We start from the raw sequence: 17424 nt of genomic DNA on the forward strand, positions 1-17424 counted from the left end.
TGCCCACGCGATTATTTCTGCCGGGGCGCCCACCAAGAGGGGAACATGGCCTGCACCCGGGGCTCGGCGAAGCGGTCGTCGATGAGCATGACCATACCCCTGTCACCGGTGCCACGAATCACCCTGCCGGCAGCCTGAATCACTTTCTGCACCCCAGGGTATAGGTAGGTGTAGTCAAACCCGGCACCGAACAAACGGTTCATTCGCTGTTTGATCTGCTCATTCACCGGGTTGACCTGGGGCAGGCCGAGGGTGGCGACGAAGGCGCCGATCAAGCGCGTACCCGGCAGATCGACGCCCTCGCCAAAAGCACCGCCGAGCACGGCAAACCCCACGCCTCGCCCCTGCACCACGAATCGATCGAGAAATGCCTGGCGCTGCGCTTCATCCATGCCCGATGCCTGGCGCCACTGAGGTATTTCCGGGTGCTCGTTGGCCAATCGATCCGCTACCTGTTGCAAGTACTCGAAGCTGCTGAAAAACGCCAGGTAATTGCCCGGTTCAGCGGCATATTGTGTAGCGATCAATGCAGCAATCGGCGCCAGGGAAGCAGCACGATGCTGAAAACGGGTCGAGACCTGGTTCACCAACTGCACGTTCAACTGTTCGGCCGCAAACGGCGATGCCACCTCCAGCCACCCGGTATCCGCCGGCATGCCCAACAGATCGGCGTAATAGCGCCGGGGCCCCAGGGTCGCGGAAAACAGCGTGGTGCTGCGCGCCGCCGCCATGCGCGGGCCGATCTGCGCGGCCGGCACCACATTGCGCAGGCACAGGGTGGACAGGCTGCGCTTGCCCGGCCCCTCGCGCGTGCTGATGTCGAACAGGAAGTGTGCGTCATACAGCTCGCTTATCCTCACGAACTGCAACGCCTGAAAGAAGAACTGCAGCACCGTCGGGTCGATACCGGCAGGTTGCTGGTTGAGTTGTTCCTGGATCTGGCCGATGCACTGCTGCAGCGCCTTGAGAAACGCCTCAGGCAGCTCATCGACCACCCGATAAGGCACCACCTGCGCCTTGTGCAGCGCATTCCATTGGCGATTGAGACGATCCAGCGTGCTACCGATACCGGCCGGCTTGCTGCGACGCAGGCTCTGCAGTTGCCACTGGTCGAGGCTGGCGCTGTACATCTGCCGCGCCCGCTCCACCAGGTTATGGGCCTCGTCGACCAGCACCGCCAGGCGCCACTGGTTGAGCTGGGCCAGGCCAAACAACAAGGCGCTCTGGTCGAAGTAGTAGTTGTAGTCGGCTACCAGTACATCGACCCAACGCGCCATCTCCTGGCCCAGGTAGTAGGGGCAGACCTGATGCGCCTGGGCAATCTCGCGCACGGCCGCCTTGTCGAGGATGGCCACCGCCTGTGCGACCTGGCGCGCTGCCGGCAAACGATCGTAAAAGCCTTTGGCCAAGGGGCAGGCCTCGCCATGGCAGGCGGTACCGGGAAACTCACAGGCTTTGTCCCGCGCTACCAGCTCCAGGCTGCGCAGTGCAAGATCCGGGGCACTGGCATGGACCTGTTGCAGGGCCTCCAGTGCCAGCGCACGCCCTGGGGTCTTGGCAGTGAGAAAGTATATTTTGTCCAGTTGTTGTGGCACCACGGCCTTGAGCAACGGAAACAGGGTGCCGAGCGTTTTGCCAATGCCCGTGGTGGCCTGGGCCATCAGGCAACGGCCGGTACTGACGGCCTTGTACACGGTTTCGGCGAGTTCTCGCTGGCCACGGCGGAATTGCCCATGGGGAAAGGCCAGCGCTTGCAGTCCGCTGTCGCGCAGGGCCACCCGTTGCGACTGTTGCTCGGCCCAATGCAGGAACCGCGCGCACAGGTCGTTGAAGAACGCCTCCAGGTCCGCGGCGCTGCAGGGTTGCTCGATCACGGTCTGGGTGTCGCTGTCCACATCCAGGTACACCAGCGCCAGGTCGATAGCGGCAAGCTGGCGCTGCTGGCACAACAGCCAGCCATAGACCTTGGCCTGTGCCCAGTGCAGTTGCCGATGGTTGTCGGGCTGCCGGGCAAGGTCGCCACGGTGGGTCTTGATCTCTTCCAGACGATTGAGCCGTGGATCATACCCATCCGCCCTGCCCCGCACCTGCAAGGGACCAAACCGCCCTTCAAGGGTGATTTCTGCCTCATAGTCCAACCCACGCCTGCCCACCACCCGCTGATGGCCGCTGATGCCTTCCTGCGCGGTGGGCGATGGCGTGAAGCGCAGATCCAGATCACCCACCTTGGCGCAGAATTCGCACAGAGCCCGCACCGCCACGCAATAACTCATGGTGACTCAAGCCCCCAGCGTACCTGGCACACCTCGACTGGCAGACCGTGTTCGGCACAGAAGTCTATCCAACGCAGCTGGTTGTCTTGCAAGCGATCACCCGGCCCTTTCACTTCGATCATCCGATAACCCTGTTGCTCGGGCCAGAACTGGATCAGGTCGGGCATGCCGGCACGGTTGGTCTGGATATCGTCGAGCAGGCGGATAAAGCACTGCTTCAAGTGCTGTGCCGGCAGGCAGGCCAAGGCCTGTTCGAGCAAGGTGTCGCTAAGCACTTGCCAATAGACGAAGGGCGATTGCAGGCCCTGCTTGCTGGCGTAATGGCTGCGGATGGTCTGCCGGTAGCGGCCATCGTCCAGCTGGGCCAGGCAGTCGGCGAACAGGCTGGCGCGGCGTACCTGGAACTCGGGGTCGTGCAGGTCTTGAGGCGCGCTTTGGAACGGATGGAAAAATGCCCCCGGCAGAGGCGCAAACACCGCTTCCCAGCACAGCAGGCCGAACAGGCTGTTGAACAGGGTATTTTCCACGTAGTACACCTGACCGCCCTGCGCCTGCAGGTGCAACTGGACCGCTTGCTCCACTCCCAGCACAGCCTGTTCCAGCGGCAACTGCAACTCGATCAGGCCTATGGCCGGCTTGCTTCGCCGCGATTGCGGCGGCCCGCCCAACTTGCGCTGCAAGCGTGGCAGCATCCGCGCCAGGGCCTGGACCTCGAGGGGCCCTGCCGGTTGCCCGGCAACCTCCAGGGCCAGTGCGTGCGCCTGCGGCCATTGCTCGCTGCGCTCAAGCACCCGGATACGCCGAATGCGCGCTTGCGGGTGCTGGCTATGGGGGTAGACCTGCAGAGCCAGGTCCCAGTCCCCCAGGCGTTCGCAATGCTGGCCAAGCTGGAACAATACGCGGGACCGTCGGCGCAGCAGCCAGGGATTGTCGCTGCTCACCGCCTGGATCTGTGCCAGCACCTGGTGTACTGGCGTGCCCTGCTCGAGCAACTCGGCACAGCGATGCAGGGCCAGGGCCATATCGATATCGCTGCGCTTGCGCAGGGCTCGCGAATCGTCACTGAAGGCCACCTGCTCGTAGCGCAGCAGGCCCAGGTCGGCCAGGACGAACTCCGACCAGTCCTGGTACAGGTTGCCGAAAAACAGCAGGCGCAAGCGATCACACAGGGCCTGCAACTGCAGCGTGATGATGGGTTCGGTGAAGCCTGGCAACCAGTCGCGCAAAGGCCGAGGTGACGGCTCCAGTGCCTGCAACTGGGCGTAAAGCTCAGCCTTGGCGGCTCGCGGGCGGGCCAGTTGCACGGCAAATCCGTTGGCGATTTCATCTTTGCGCAGCACCTGGAACAGCTGTTCCAGGCTCAACACGCTATCGTCTGTGGCCCAGCCTTTTTCAAGCAGCGGCTGCAACGCCTGCAATGGCGGCCCGATCTCGGCATAGACAAGTTTGCTGGGGCGAAACAGTTCGCCCTTGCGCATCACCATGCGTACCAACAATGCCTGGGAAGCCCGTGGCAAGCAGGAAAACTGCTCGATGAACGCTTGCTCGCTACCCTCAAGCAAATCGGCATAGCGCTGCTCGATCCAGTGGAGCACCTGCTGGAAGTTGGAGAGGTAATAGAACGGCTCGTCGACGGAATGGGCAATCACGGCAAGGCTACTGGCAGGCATCAATGGCACTGGTTATACATACAGACCCCTCCCGTTTGCAACCTGCCTGTCGACCACTGATCGGTCCGCGGCCGCCTCACGTCTGCTGGCACGCCCCAGCTGCGCTGCTCAACTACTTTCAATGACACCCGTGAAGCCTGTGCTTCTGCGCTTGATCGTTCCAACCATGGAACACAGAAGCCCGGCGGTGGGGGCTACACCCCTACAAGGAACCCATTAAAGTCGCAGGCTGTTCGCATAAACCACAAGCTTGCGAGGTATTTCAACCTGGTGCCGTACCACTGCTGGAACAGCACCACTATCCGGGGCAACAGACTGATGAACCGAATCATCCCTTGTCGATGGCCACTGGTCCTGGTCAGCCTGGTGTGGGTCTCCACCAGCAGCCTGGCGGACAATTCCCTGGGCCAGCGGGACAATATCAACCTGGACCTGACCCAGCGCCAACATGCCGAACTGGCCATCGCCCCCGGCCTTGCCAGTGGTTCGAGCCTCAATGGCCTGCTGCGCAACTATTACTTCGGCCGCGACAACCATCACACCCCGGCGCGCCGCGACCAGCGCGAATGGGCGCAGGGCATGCTGTTGTCGTTTCGCTCTGGCTACACCGACACCTTGATCGGCATGGGCCTCGATGTGCATGGCTTCAGTGCCGTCAAGCTCGACGGTGGGGGCGGCAGCGGCAGCGCCGGCCTGATGCCGCTGGACAGTTCGGGCCATCTGGAGGATGAGTTTTCGGCCGCCGGGGCCGCCCTGAAGTTTCGCGGCTTCGGCAGCCTGCTCAAGGTCGGTGACCAGTTGCTGGAAAATCCGCTGATTGCCAGCGGCAGCAGCCGTCTGTTCCCCCAGAGTTATCGGGGCGTGACGGCAAAGAATTTCAGTATCGAGCGGCTGATGTTCGATGCCGGTTGGGTAGAGTCGACTCGCTTGCGCAACCAGAGCGGTCACAGCAATTTGCAAAGTGCCTATGGCAACGGCAACCGTGCCGGTGTCGCCCCCGACAGGGAAAGTTCACGCATGACCTGGCTGGGGGCCACCTACGGTGCGGCTCAAACATTGAACCTGACCTGGTACAGCGGTCGCCTCCAGGACCTCTGGGACCAACACTACCTGGGCCTGAGCCAGACTTTCAGCCTGCAGCACGCACTGCGCCTGACTCCGTACCTGCACTATTTCAAGACCCGCGACCAGGGCAGCAGCCAACTGGGCAGCATAGACAACGATGCCTACAGCGCCGGCCTCACCCTGGCTCGGGCGGGGCAATCGCTCAGCCTGGGGCTGCAGAAAGTCGACGGTCGCACACCATTCGACTTCCTCGCCCAGAACGATCGAACCTTCCTCTACCTGAACAACGCGATGCAGTACGCCGACTTCAACGGCCCCGGGGAAAAATCCTGGAAGCTGCAGTACCAGACCAGCCTGCAGGCCCTGCAGGCGCCGAACCTGCAACTCAGTGTCGGCTATACCCGTGGCGAGGCCGACCTCACCCGGGTCGATCCAGCCAGCCCCGGCTATGGCTACATCTACAACCCCGAAGGCAAGCACGCCAAACATTGGGAACGCGACATCGCCCTGCGCTACGCCGTGCCCGACGGTACGGCCAAAGGCTTGAACCTGACGCTGCGCTGGGCCAGCCATCGCCCGGGCGATGGTTACACCGCCCCAGGCAATACCCGCGGCAACGCCAGTGCCGACGAATACCGAGTGATTCTCGACTACCCCTTCAACCTGCTTTGATCAATACCAGGAATTAAGACCCTACCATGCGTGCAGCCCCCCTACCCGCCCTTGGCCTGCTCTGGCCCTTGATGTGCCTCGACGCCCAGGCCGACAGTGTCAGCCTGCCCCCCATGCCGCTGGGCAATACCAGTTTTCTGGACGGAATCTCCCTGCCCGGTACGCTGTTCGAGCTGCCAGTCCAATACAACCGCAGCAACCAGGCCGTCGACGCTGACGGCCACTCGGTGCCGGGCCGCCAGCGGGTGCGCACTGCCACTGTGCTGCCGCACCTGGCCTACATCAGCGAACACCGGATTGCAGGTGCCTACTACGGCGCGGAAATCCTCTTGCCACTGGTGCATCTGGACCTGGATATCGACAACGGGCCTCAAGGCACCCGTACACGCCAGGGCGACCTGGTGGTCAGCCCGTTGCTGCTGCAGTGGGATCCGGTCACGTTGTTCGGCAGGCCCTTCTGGCAACGCTTGAACTTCGTCTTCACGCTGCCCACCGGGGATTACGATAAAAACGCGCAGATCAACACCGGTAGCAATGTCTGGACCTTCAGCCCCCACTACGCCTTCACCTGGCTCGCCAGTGAGCGCCTGGAGTTCAGCGGGCGCCTTCATTACGCCTGGAACAGCCGTAACGACAGCCCGGCCGAACGACTGCAGGCTGATGACATCCAACCGGGTCAAGCCGTACACAGCAACTTTGCAGCCTCCTATGCCGTGGACGATCACTGGCGCGTGGGGCTGGCTGGCTACCACCTCAAGCAGATCAGTGCCGACCGGATCGACGGCCACCGCCAGCAGGACTCCAAGGAACAGGTAGTTGGCATCGGCCCAGGCGTGCGCTACAGCAGCGGTGGCCACAGTGTGTTCGTCAACTATTACAGCGAGTCGGGAGCACGCAACCGTGCCGAGGGCGACCAGTTGACGTTTCGCTACCTGCTGGTCTTCTGAGCCCGCCGCAGTTCCTCGTGCAGCACACTCAAACCCTGCTGCAGGTCACCTTGTTGTCGTGACGGCCATCCCAGGCGCATGTGCTGGCGATAATGACCCTGAAGGCTGAACAACTCACCCGGCGCAATCACCAGGCCCTGCTTGAGCAAGCGGTGAAACAACGCCCGGGTATCCAGCGGTGCTTGCGCCTGCGCCCACACCGTTGCGCCCCCGGCCGGCATCTGGAACTTCAGTTGGCCACCGAGCTGCACCTGCATCTGCCGGTGCAGGCACGCCACCGACTCGCGCAGGTACAGGCGCAACTGCTCGAGATGCACATCAATACGTCCCTTGGCATACAAGCGTGCCACTGCTTGCTGGCGCAACGGCGGCAAGCGAAAGCCGCGTGCCAGAAACTCGCGCTGCAACTGCGCCTGGCAGTTGCGCGACAGCAGGTAGGCATAAGGCGCCTCGGCGCCCACCGTGCGTTCGAGCGAGGACATGATCAGCAGCCGCTGGGGATCGACCAATTCGCGCAGGCACTGCCTTGGCCGTTCGAAACACCATTCGGCATCCAGGTCGTTTTCCAGCAGCCACACACCCTGGTGGTCCAATAGCCGGGCGATACCGTGACGCTGCTCGTCGGACATCACACTGCCTTGAGGGCAATTCAGATGCGAGGCCAGCATCACCAGGCGTACCGACTCTGCCGAGAGTACGGCGGCCAGTTGCTCGAGGTCCACTTCGCCCCGATCCCCAAGAGGCAACTCGACAACCTGAAGGCCAGCGGATTGCAGGATCCGCAGCAGCCGCCAGGAGCATGGAGTGGTGACCAGAACCTTGCAGCCGCGCAACTCCAGCGCCGCCACCAGCATGTCGACCAAGGCACGCAAGTCACCCGCCAGGTACACGTCCTCGGCGCTCCAGTACAACTGCGCCGAACGCGTGTAGCGGGCCGCCAATACCGTGCGCAGTTCCAGTTCCCCGCAAGGATGTACGTTTGCCACAGGCCGTGGGTACTGGCGCAACAATTGACGTTCCATACCCAGCAACGTTGCCTCCAGCGAGGGTAACGTCGGCCCTCGGCCGCTACTGAGTACCAGCATCCGCGGACGGTTGGCGTGATGCTGCAGGTCATGCAGCAAGTCCCCTGCTGCACCGGTCCGTATTCCGGTATCCGGGCCGCAGGCAAAATAACCGGACTTGGGCACCGATTGCACCCGCCCTTCATGTTCGAGCAGCGAATAGGCGTACTGGACTGTCGAGATGGATACATTCAGGCGCTGGGCCACGTCACGCAGCGAAGGCAACTTGCAATAGCTGCCCGGCGCCATCTGGGCGATCAGCTCAAGCAGGTACCCATAGACCGCCTGGTAGGCAAAGCGGCTGTGCTTCTCGTGTTTCATCAACGCGCGCCAGGCTGCTCGACCCTGGCCAGGCCCTGCGTCGATGCATGTACCTGCAGATGCCGCAGGTCTGCACCGCGACACTGCAACCCGAGCAACAAACCTTCGGCTACCGCTTCTCGGCGATAGAGCGTCCGCAGGTGCGTCAGCGACAGGCCGCTGATATCCACCAACCATTGCGCCACGGGCTCCGGCGCCGGCTCACCGCGCAGGGCTTTGTGCAAATAGGGCAAGGCCACCAGCATGCCGGGATGACAACGGTTCAGAAACAACTCAAGGCGCCGCCCCTGGGCCACAAAGGGGCTGAACACCAGGCACACCAGTTGCGTGTCGCTCAAACCGTAGTGCTTGAGGGCAAACGCACTGGCCTCGGCACGCCACTGCTTCCACGAATCCCGCTGCCAACGTTCCCGCGCGGCAGCCGGCAAGGTAGCGGGCAGCCTATTGCGCGGCTCAAGGGAACGTACCTGGCACAGATGGTCCTCCATACCCTCGACGTAACTACTGCTGCACAGGAACTCGGCACGCAGGCCTTGCAGATGTGCCAACAGCATCGGGTTGGCCATGCCGGTACGCGGCGAGGAGAACACCTGGTCGTCCACGCGGTAGCCGAGAAAGCCATCAAGGCGCTCGCCCGGCGAGTCGCGATCCGACACCAGGTCATCGATCGTGACAAAGCGCAGTGCCGGCCGGCTGGGGTCCATCTCCTGAGCCTGTCCCTGCAAGCGCCCGTGCAGTTGATCCAGGTAGCATCTGCGCAACCCGCTCAGCCCTTGCAGCAAGGTACTGGCGCAGGCATGAAGCGGCCGCGCGCCCAATAGCCGGGCCTGGCGCAGCGCCCGTCGGCTCCAGGCCAGAAAGCGCTTGCGATCCGACAACGTGTCGGCACTGATCACCGCATCGACCCCGCCCTCCCAGTACGACGCCAGGTAAGCAAGCTCTGCCAGGTGCAGGTAGCCATGGCTGGCAAAGTTGACGGTGGCCCGCGGGTCATCCAGCACGTGCCCACACAGCAGCCACTCCTGGCGCTCGGCTTGCTGCTGGTCAAGCGAAGGCAGGCGGCGACTGTCAAAGGGCAGTGGCTGTTGATCATCGAACACCAGCAGTTCGATACGCGGGTCGTCGTACAGGAACAAGGCAGAGAAACTACCGTCGAGGTTTGCCCGTGTAGTGGCACTCATGCCGGCCTGCCAGGCGGTGACGATGCGCAGCTGGAAAGTTCCGGGGGAACGGGCAGCGATGCTCAATTGTGCAGCCCTGAGGCAGGCCAGGGCGTGGGTCGATGATCGACTGGCATCAAACACGAACAGAAGACGCATACCCCTTACACGCTCGATACCACCGGCCGACACGATCAATCGCTGAACCAACAACTGCAATGAAGCGCGTTGCGCCTGTGACAAATGCTCAAGCAAGCGCTGCAACACTTGTTGATAGATATATTGCATCGCTTGCTCGTGAATGCTGCCCATAACACCACCTGAATATCAGTAACAGCCGACTGAAAGTTATCGCAACCGCGAACCTTTCAACTAGAACCCTCCCAGAACCCAACCTCGTAGTCCTAGGAAACTTCCCACGCTTGCTTATGGCGTCGAACCTTATTGTTTAGCCGCATGATTCGTCGCAATCGCCTCGCCTCGACCTTACCCACTGCTCTACCTACACTGCGCATGATCATGACTCACTCCCTGAGCACACATATGACCCGCTATTATCGAGCGTTGGCCGATGATTAAAAGATACAGAACAGATTAAAAAACCCGTTCAGTGCCATTCCGCAAGCGACTAACTTACACACAACACCCCACGCGTTTTCGCGCCACTTAAACATAAAGGAAGCCCCTGCTACACACAGATTAAAGTTGTGTTTGAAACTTCCTAAAGCGTGCCGGAAAACGCCCACAAAAAAGCCCGAGCGATACTCGGGCTTCTTTATGGGCGCCTGGCTTCAGGTTCAGCTGCTGGCCAGCTCAAGCACCAATCGACCACCGCAAGGACATTCATCCATGTACCGATGGGCTTCGACCACACGCTCGAACGGATACACCTTGATGATCTGTGGTGTCAGCAGCTTGTCGGCGGTGAACTGGTTGATATCGCGCAGTGCCCGGTGCAACGCTACCTGGTCCTGGCTGATACCCAGTTCCGGCTTGCCGGTAAAGTTGCCGATGCAGTGCACGAAAAACTGAATGTTCTTCTGGAACGCGGCGCAGGCCGGGAAAGGTGTCTGGTTGCCCCCCTGCAGACCGTAGAGCACCAGACTGCCACGCGGCGCCAGGACATCACCGAGCAACGACATCTGCGGGCCACCCAGACCATCGAGGACCATGTCGACACCACGGTTGTCGGTGTACTTGTTGATCTGCATGAGCAAATCCTGCTCCTCGGTGACGATGACTTTATCGGCCCCCAGCGACAGCAGGTAATCGCGCTCATCGGCCTCCTTGGTCGCAGCGAACACCTTCAGGCCCAGCGCCTTGCCCATCTGCACGAAGGCCGGCCCGGCACAATGGCTTGCGTCGGTCACCAGGGCTGTCTGCCCGGCCTTGGCCCGGGCCAGGTCGACAAAGGCAAAATAGGCGATCAGCAATGGCGTGTAATGCACGCTGGCTTCGATCGGGGTGAGCACCTCGGGGTAACAGGTGACGGCATTGCGCGGCAAGACAATGACTTCTCCGTACACCGGATGGTCATTGGCACTGCAGGCCGGAAAGCTGGCGACCTTGTCGCCTACGGCCAAGTCCTCGACGCCTTCGCCCACCGCCGTGACCACACCCGCCATCTCATGACCCATGCCGGCCGGCAAGCGCGCCTGGGACGGTGCCAGGTTCTGGCGCCAGAGCACGTCGTACCAGCTGATACCAATGGCCTGGACGCGGATCTGGACCTCGCCGGCAGCCGGCTGCGGCTCGGCCTGCTCTTCGATCTTGAGCACCTCGGCCGGGCCGAACTTGTGGAATCGGATCATGCGGGACATCGCAAACCTCGCCTAGTGAAACTCTATTACCCTGAACTCTATCCGGGCTTTTACGGTTAGACCATCAGTGGCCATTAATAGTCAACATGCCTGTCATTGATTGAGGGTAATGCCGCTCGCATCAAATTATGCGGTGCAGGGTAGCAGCCTTTCCCCGTAAGATTCACCCCTGCCCCATCCGTCCAGTGAAGCCGAGCCGATGAACCGTAACGACTTGCGTCGCGTCGACCTGAACCTGCTGATCGTCTTCGAGACCCTGATGCACGAGCGCAGCGTGACCCGTGCTGCAGAAAAACTGTTCCTCGGCCAGCCTGCCATCAGTGCCGCGCTGTCACGCTTGCGCAACCTGTTCGATGATCCGCTGTTCGTACGCACCGGGCGCAGCATGGAGCCCTCCGCGCGGGCGGTGGAAATCTTCGCCCTGCTCTCGCCGGCGCTGGACTCGATCTCCACCGCCGTCAGCCGCGCCGCCGACTTCGATCCTGCCACAAGTACCGCCGTGTTTCGCATCGGCCTATCGGACGATGCCGAGTTCGCCCTGCTGCCGCAGTTGCTCAAGCGGGTGCGCGCCGAAGCCCCGGGAATCGTCCTGGTGGTGCGTCGAGTCAACTACCTGCTGATGCCGGCGCTGCTGGCCAGTGGAGAGATTTCGGTCGGCGTGAGCTGGACCAACGACCTGCCTGCCAACGCCAAGCGCAAGGTGCTACGACGCAGCAAACCCAAGGTGCTGCGTGCCGACAGCATGCCGGGAAGCCTGAGCCTGGACGACTTCTGCGCCCGGCCCCACGCACTGGTGTCGTTTGCCGGCGACCTGGGCGGGTTCATGGACGAGATCCTGGAAAAGCTCGGGCGCAAGCGCCATGTGGTGTTGGCGGTCCCGCAGTTCAACGGCCTGGGCAGCTTGCTGTCGGGCACCGATATCCTCGCTACCGTGCCCGACTACACCGCCGAGGCGCTGACCGCAGCGGGCGGACTGCGCGCAGAAGATCCGCCGCTTGAGGTGCAGAGCTTCGAGTTGCACATGGCATGGCGGGGGTCGCAGGACAACGACCCAGGGGAACGGTGGTTGCGGTCGAGGATTCAGATGTTCTTCGGGGATCCGGAGAGCCTGTAAAAAATAGCTAGCTCGGTCGGAAAGGCCATTTGCATACTCATTGCCGCCCGTGATGCCAACTCAATACACGGAAACTTGGCAGAATCTGACCTTGCGGGCTGCCCCCTGAATCTGTTCGTGAATGTGCGCTGCGACGTCCAAGAGAAAAACCTTGTGCCCGCCGAGCAACGCCTGGAAGAACGCCTCAAGCGCGTCGCGTAGTATGCCCACGCCGGCGCTGACAGATTGTTCGCCGCCAGAGTGATCGAGCATCATGAAATCGCGCGGCGTGCCGGGAACCGAGTTTGCCGGTCAACCTGTTTTGCGCACAGGCCTCGCCGCTCCCGACGAGCTGCAACGCCTTGGCGTCAGGAGTCTGGGGCTGGCTCAAGTGCAGTGCTAGCACCAGCAGCCGTGCAGTAACATACCGTCCTCAACCGAAGAGTGACGTCGGGTCAGTACGAGTCAAGGTCCAAGGTCATCATCTATGCATGGGTCAACACGGAAATACCCTCATGCTGGGATTTATCAGGGATCACCATTCGCGATCGCTCGCATATCCAGTGCAGTTGGGCGCAATAATGGCGGGAAAATGTCCAATTTTCTCTGCCTGAAACTGCCGTTCCAGGGGCAAGTCAAACGGCCCTAGAGCCCTGTCCAAATGTTCTTCGGCAGCGCTGACAACCTTTAGCGACTGAGCGCTATACGAAAAGAGCCTAAAATATGGCCGGATACCATTAATTGATAAGGAAAGCACCATGGCCCTACCTGATACCCTCCGTCTAGCTGTACTCATTGACGCTGACAACGCTAGCTCTTCGGTCGTGATGGAACGCTTAGAAGACGTTTCCTTTGCAGCATCAGTATTTGAAATCGGCAGCTCAAAGAAGGCTGGGTAGACCATCAGTTGGGGAGTGTACAAACGCTGCGGCATCATCAGTAACAGTGTCGAGACCTAAACTATTTTCAAGTGTCAGGCGTAGATTATTCACGAACGCTGTTGGCGCAAACTGCATCAACCCAACAAAGTTTTGGACACTTTGCTTTCGGTCGCCATGGAGTGATGCCAAATCGATTGCAACTTCCATAATCCCAATGCGAGGGAAATCAAGCGACATTCAGGTGTTGCTCCGCGTCTGCCAGTTGCTGTTTACGCGCGCTGTACGCACGGTGATCGCGCGCCAACCAGCAATACACCGTGGGCAGTACAAACAAGGTGAACACGGTACCGACCAACATGCCGCAGACTATAACGACACCCAGGCCGAAGCGGCTGTTGGCACCGGCACCACTGGCAAACAGTAGCGGCGCGACGCCCAAGGTCATCGCCGCCGTGGTCATCAGCACCGGACGCAGTCGAATCTGTGCGGCACGCATGATCGCCGCGGCCCGATCAAGGTTCTCACGCACCTGGATTTCGTTGGCAAACTCCACCATCAAGATGCCGTGCTTGCTGATCAGGCCGATCAAGGTGACGAGTCCGATCTGCGTATAGATGTTAAGCGTGGCCCAGCCCAGCACCAACGGCAGCAGCGCACCGCAGATGGACAACGGCACAGTGACCAGAATGATCAACGGATCGACCAGGCTTTCGTACTGAGCGGCGAGTACCAGGTAGATCACCACCATCGCGGCGAGAAACGCCAACACCAGCGCATTGCCCTCCTGTGCATACTGACGCGACTCCGATAGCCAGTCGTGGCTGAATCCCGCTGGCAACTGCTCGGCGAGCGCTTGCAGAAATGCCACCGCCTGCCCCTGCGATACACCGGGGGCGGGGATAGGCTGCAGGGTGCTGGCGTTCTGTTGGTCGAACTGCAACAGCCGGTTGGGCGCTACGGCCATGTTCAGGCTGACTACGGTAGACAGCGGGACCAACTCGCCGCTATCGGTGCGCACATACTGCCGGGCCAGTACCTCCGGCGTCAGGCGCTGATCGCGCGTGCTTTGGGGGATCACATCATAGGAACGTCCATACAAGGCAAAGCGGTTGATGTACTGCTCCCCTACCAGTACCGCCAGGGCATCACCGATGTCCTGCATGCCAATGCCCAGGCTCGCGGCCTTGGCGCGGTCGACAGTGACGTTGAGCACCGGGTTGTTGTAGTCGAGGTCACTGTCTACGACGGCAAACAGTCCGCTGCTGCGGGCGTGCTGCTTGAGGGTTTCCATGGTCTGGTAGAGCACCGGGTAGTCCTGTGCGCTGCGCAGCACCATCTGCACCGGCAAACCGCCACTGGACCCCGGCAACGACGCCACCTGAAAGGCAAAGATGCTGCTGCCCTCGACATCGACCAAGGCTTGCTGCAACTGGGCCTGGACCTGATCGGCCGACCGTTCGCGCGCCTGCCACAGGCTCAGGTTGATCCCGCCGAAACTGGCCGCTGGCCCATCGGTACCATTGATGATCCAGGTATCGGTGGTTTCCGGAAGGCTCTTCATGACCTGATCGAGCTTGCTTGCAAAACGCTCGACGTAGTCGAGGTTGGCGTACTGAGGTGACTTGATCGCCGTCAGTACCGCCGCCTGATCCTCTGGCGGCGCCAGCTCGCGTTGCGGCAGCAGGTACAACCACGGCAAGCTCAGGCAGACCAGCAGCACGACCGCACCACTGATCCAGCGCCGTGACAACGAGCGGGCCAGCCCCCGCCCATAAGCAGCGGCCAGGGCTGCGAACAGCCTCGTTGCCAACTGGCCCAAGCGCCCCTCCTGCTGCCCGGCCTGTAACAGCAGCGAACTCATCACCGGCGACAGGGTCAGCGCGACTACGCCGGAAACGATTACCGCCCCCGCCAAGGTAAGGGCAAACTCGCGGAACAGCGTGCCCGTCAGTCCACCGATCAAACCGATGGGGGCATACACAGCCGCCAGCGTCAGCGTCATGGCGATCACCGGCCCGGCGATCTCGCGGGCACCTACCAGCGCGGCAGCCACCGGCGACAGTCCCGCTTCAATGTGACGGTGCACGTTCTCCACTACCACAATCGCATCGTCCACCACCAAGCCGATGGCCAGCACCATCGCCAATAACGTCAGCAGGTTGATACTGAAGCCAAAGAGCAGCATCAGGCCGGTTGCGCCGAGAATCGACAGCGGAATCGCCAGCACCGGAATCGCCACGCTACGCAGGGATCCCAGGCACAGCCAGATCACCAGAACCACGATCAGCACCGCCTCCAGCAACGTCGTCATCACTTCGTCGATCGAGGCCTCGATAAAGCGCGCAGTCTCATAGGCCAAGGCAACCTTCACCCCGGGTGGCAGGGTTTGCTGGATCTGCGGCAGCAACGTGCGGATTCCGTCGACAATCACCAGCGGGTTGCCAGCAGGTGTGGGATACAGCCCCAGGTGAACCGCCGGCTCACCGTTCATCGAAGCGCTGGTGTGGGTGGCCGAGGCACCTAGCTCGACGGTGCCGACATCGCGCAGACGCACGAGCGCAGTCCCGTCGTTGCGAATGATCATGTCGCGGAAGGTCTCGACGCTGGTCAAGTCGGTATCGATGCTTATGTCGGCGAGCACGAACTGGCCGCGCACCTGGCCTGGCGTAGCCTGATAGTTGTTGTGGCGAACCGCTTGCGCGACATCAGCGGCGGTAACACCCCGCCCGGCCATTCGCTCGCTGTCCAGCCACAAGCGCATCGCCAGGTTCTGCACCAAATCGCTGTACTTTGGCGACGCCCTCAATGCCCGCCAACTGCGGCTCCACCAAGCGCGACAGGTAGTCGCTCAATTCGGGAATAGACAACGTCTCACTGGCAAATCCGACATAGGCAACAGCGGTGGAGTCGCCTGCAGACAGTTCGACCACAGGATCGTAGGCATCGTCGGGCAGGCGATAGCGCACCTGATTGACCTTGGCCATGGTCTCGGTCAGTGCCTGGGTCGAATCACGGTTCAGGGTCATGCGCAGGGTCACAAGGCTGCGCCCTTGTACCGACGATGACGACAGGTAGTCGATGCCTTCGACCGAAGAAACCGCCTGGGTGATCGGCTGGGTCACAAAGCCCTGCATCAATTCGGCAGAGGCGCCGGGGTACTCGGTGCTGATCGTGATGGTAGAGCTTTCCAGCAACGGGTATTGACGCACCGGCAGCTTGCCCAGGGCGAACAACCCCATGAGGACAATCAAGCTGCTGACCACCAAGGCGAGCACAGGACGACGAACAAAGATGTCAGTGACCTTCACGAGGCGCGCCCCCCGGCCACAGCCTGCAAGCTGTCCTTATCTACCGCTTCGACTGGCATACCATCGCTCAGTTTGAGCTGGCCCGAGACGACGACCTGATCGCCAGCTTTCAACCCCGAGGTGATTTCCACTTGGCCCTTCCAGCGCTCTCCCGTGGTGACCTGGATGCGGCTGACCGTCAGGCTGTGATTATTGCCTTGGGTAGCCAGGAATACGGTTTGTCCGTAGGCGGTATAGGTAACAGCGGCTTCCGGCACAGCCATGACCCTCGTCGGCACCGCTGCGGCAAGACGCACACTGGTGTACATACCGGCCTGCAGCTGGCCGTCCGGATTGGCAAGCGATGCTTGAACCTCGACCGAACGCGACTTGCCGATCATTGGGTCGATGGCATTGACCTGAGCAGACAGCGCGCGCTGGGGTAACGCGTCGACACTCAATGCAACGGCCTGCCCGACGCGAAGATCAGCGGCGGCTTTCTCATGCAGCGTGAAATTCACGTGCAGGTGCCTGGCGTCCACCAGGCTGACGACCGCCTCGCCTGCCTGCACATACTGGCCTTGATGCACGCGGCGAATACCGACCTTCCCTGCAAAGGGTGCGCGGATGGCCTTTTGCGCAATCAACGCGTCGATCTTCTGCAGCTCTCCCCTGGCCATACCAAGGGCCGCCGTGGCGTTGTCGAGCACCTCCTGGGAAACGGCATTTTTCGCCCGCAACTTATGCGAGCGTTGAAACAATGTCCGAGCATTCACCAGCGCAGCCTGCAAGCGCAAGCGCTCGGCTTGCTCCGGCGCGTCGTTGAGCTGTACCAGCAGTTGCCCTGCCTTGACCACTTGTCCGGACTTGAAGGCGATTTGAGTAATGCGCCCCGGTGTTTCTGCCGCTATTTGCACCTGATGGGCCGCCTCCAGCTCTCCTGCGGCAAAAGCCTCGCGAGGAGCCTCCGTGTGCATGACTGTGGCCAGCGCCACTTTGGTCAACGGCCACGCCGTTGCCTGGGTTGAAGCGTCCTTCGCTGGCTGCGCAATGACGATGGCCATTGCGCCTAGCACCGCGACGCCCACGCCCACGCCCCACAACATCCGTTTGCCCATGCTTGACTCCATTCGACTGTGGTGTGCTCACCGCACGGCGGGTTGCGCACTGG

The 17424-nt window shown here is 61.5% G+C and carries 11 protein-coding genes and 1 pseudogene; 3 read left to right on the plus strand and 9 right to left on the minus strand.

Annotated features, from left to right (window positions below; genetic code table 11):
• Positions 1–11: 11 nt before the first annotated feature.
• Both ABVN19_RS10295 and ABVN19_RS10300 read right to left on the minus strand, forming a co-directional pair.
• A complete protein-coding gene (locus ABVN19_RS10295) occupies positions 12–2273 on the minus strand; it encodes an ATP-dependent DNA helicase (RefSeq protein WP_028946167.1) in 2262 nt (753 codons plus the stop codon).
• Positions 2270–3922: a VRR-NUC domain-containing protein gene (locus ABVN19_RS10300; RefSeq protein ID WP_105642472.1), complete on the minus strand. Its 1653-nt coding sequence runs from the start codon at positions 3920–3922 to the stop codon at positions 2270–2272. The genes ABVN19_RS10295 and ABVN19_RS10300 overlap by 4 nt, the downstream gene beginning before the upstream one ends.
• 339 nt (positions 3923–4261) lie before the next feature.
• Between ABVN19_RS10300 and ABVN19_RS10305 the strand changes: the two genes are divergently transcribed.
• Entirely contained in the window at positions 4262–5680 is a 1419-nt protein-coding gene (locus ABVN19_RS10305; RefSeq protein WP_353632804.1) for an OprD family outer membrane porin, read from the plus strand.
• Positions 5681–5706: 26 nt separating this feature from the next.
• Positions 5707–6627: a transporter gene (locus ABVN19_RS10310; protein ID WP_105642420.1), complete on the plus strand. Its 921-nt coding sequence runs from the start codon at positions 5707–5709 to the stop codon at positions 6625–6627.
• Here the strand turns inward: ABVN19_RS10310 and ABVN19_RS10315 are convergent.
• The 3 genes from ABVN19_RS10315 to ABVN19_RS10325 all read right to left on the minus strand — a co-directional run bounded on the left by ABVN19_RS10315 (position 6609) and on the right by ABVN19_RS10325 (position 10992).
• Positions 6609–8012, minus strand: coding sequence for a PLP-dependent aminotransferase family protein (locus tag ABVN19_RS10315; RefSeq protein ID WP_105642421.1), 1404 nt, complete (start codon positions 8010–8012; stop codon positions 6609–6611). The genes ABVN19_RS10310 and ABVN19_RS10315 overlap by 19 nt on opposite strands.
• Entirely contained in the window at positions 8012–9460 is a 1449-nt protein-coding gene (locus tag ABVN19_RS10320) for a hypothetical protein (RefSeq protein ID WP_146117341.1), read from the minus strand. Before ABVN19_RS10320 ends, ABVN19_RS10315 begins: the two co-directional genes overlap by 1 nt.
• 509 nt (positions 9461–9969) lie before the next feature.
• Complete coding sequence (locus ABVN19_RS10325) at positions 9970–10992, minus strand: zinc-dependent alcohol dehydrogenase family protein (RefSeq protein ID WP_105642423.1); 1023 nt, start codon at positions 10990–10992, stop codon at positions 9970–9972.
• 199 nt (positions 10993–11191) lie between these two features.
• Here ABVN19_RS10325 and ABVN19_RS10330 point away from each other — a divergent pair, with 199 nt between their 5' ends.
• Entirely contained in the window at positions 11192–12106 is a 915-nt protein-coding gene (locus tag ABVN19_RS10330; protein ID WP_028946161.1) for a LysR family transcriptional regulator, read from the plus strand.
• A 60-nt stretch (positions 12107–12166) separates the two neighbouring features.
• Here the strand turns inward: ABVN19_RS10330 and ABVN19_RS10335 are convergent, their stop codons facing one another.
• The 4 genes and pseudogenes from ABVN19_RS10335 to ABVN19_RS10350 form a co-directional block, all read right to left on the minus strand.
• Positions 12167–12361 (minus strand): hypothetical protein, encoded by a 195-nt coding sequence (locus tag ABVN19_RS10335; protein WP_028946160.1) that lies wholly within the window; start codon positions 12359–12361, stop codon positions 12167–12169.
• A 605-nt stretch (positions 12362–12966) separates the two neighbouring features.
• Positions 12967–13203 carry a hypothetical protein gene (locus ABVN19_RS10340; protein WP_146117342.1) on the minus strand — a complete coding sequence of 79 codons (237 nt, stop codon included), beginning with the start codon at positions 13201–13203 and terminating at the stop codon, positions 12967–12969.
• A pseudogene (locus tag ABVN19_RS10345) lies at positions 13193–16274 on the minus strand (MexW/MexI family multidrug efflux RND transporter permease subunit). Before ABVN19_RS10345 ends, ABVN19_RS10340 begins: the two are co-directional and overlap by 11 nt.
• Complete coding sequence (locus tag ABVN19_RS10350) at positions 16271–17317, minus strand: efflux RND transporter periplasmic adaptor subunit (protein ID WP_256585921.1); 1047 nt, start codon at positions 17315–17317, stop codon at positions 16271–16273. Before ABVN19_RS10350 ends, ABVN19_RS10345 begins: the two are co-directional and overlap by 4 nt.
• Positions 17318–17424 lie beyond the last annotated feature (107 nt).

Origin of the sequence: Pseudomonas vranovensis, assembly GCF_040438935.1 — a bacterium.
Classification (GTDB): domain Bacteria; phylum Pseudomonadota; class Gammaproteobacteria; order Pseudomonadales; family Pseudomonadaceae; genus Aquipseudomonas; species Aquipseudomonas vranovensis.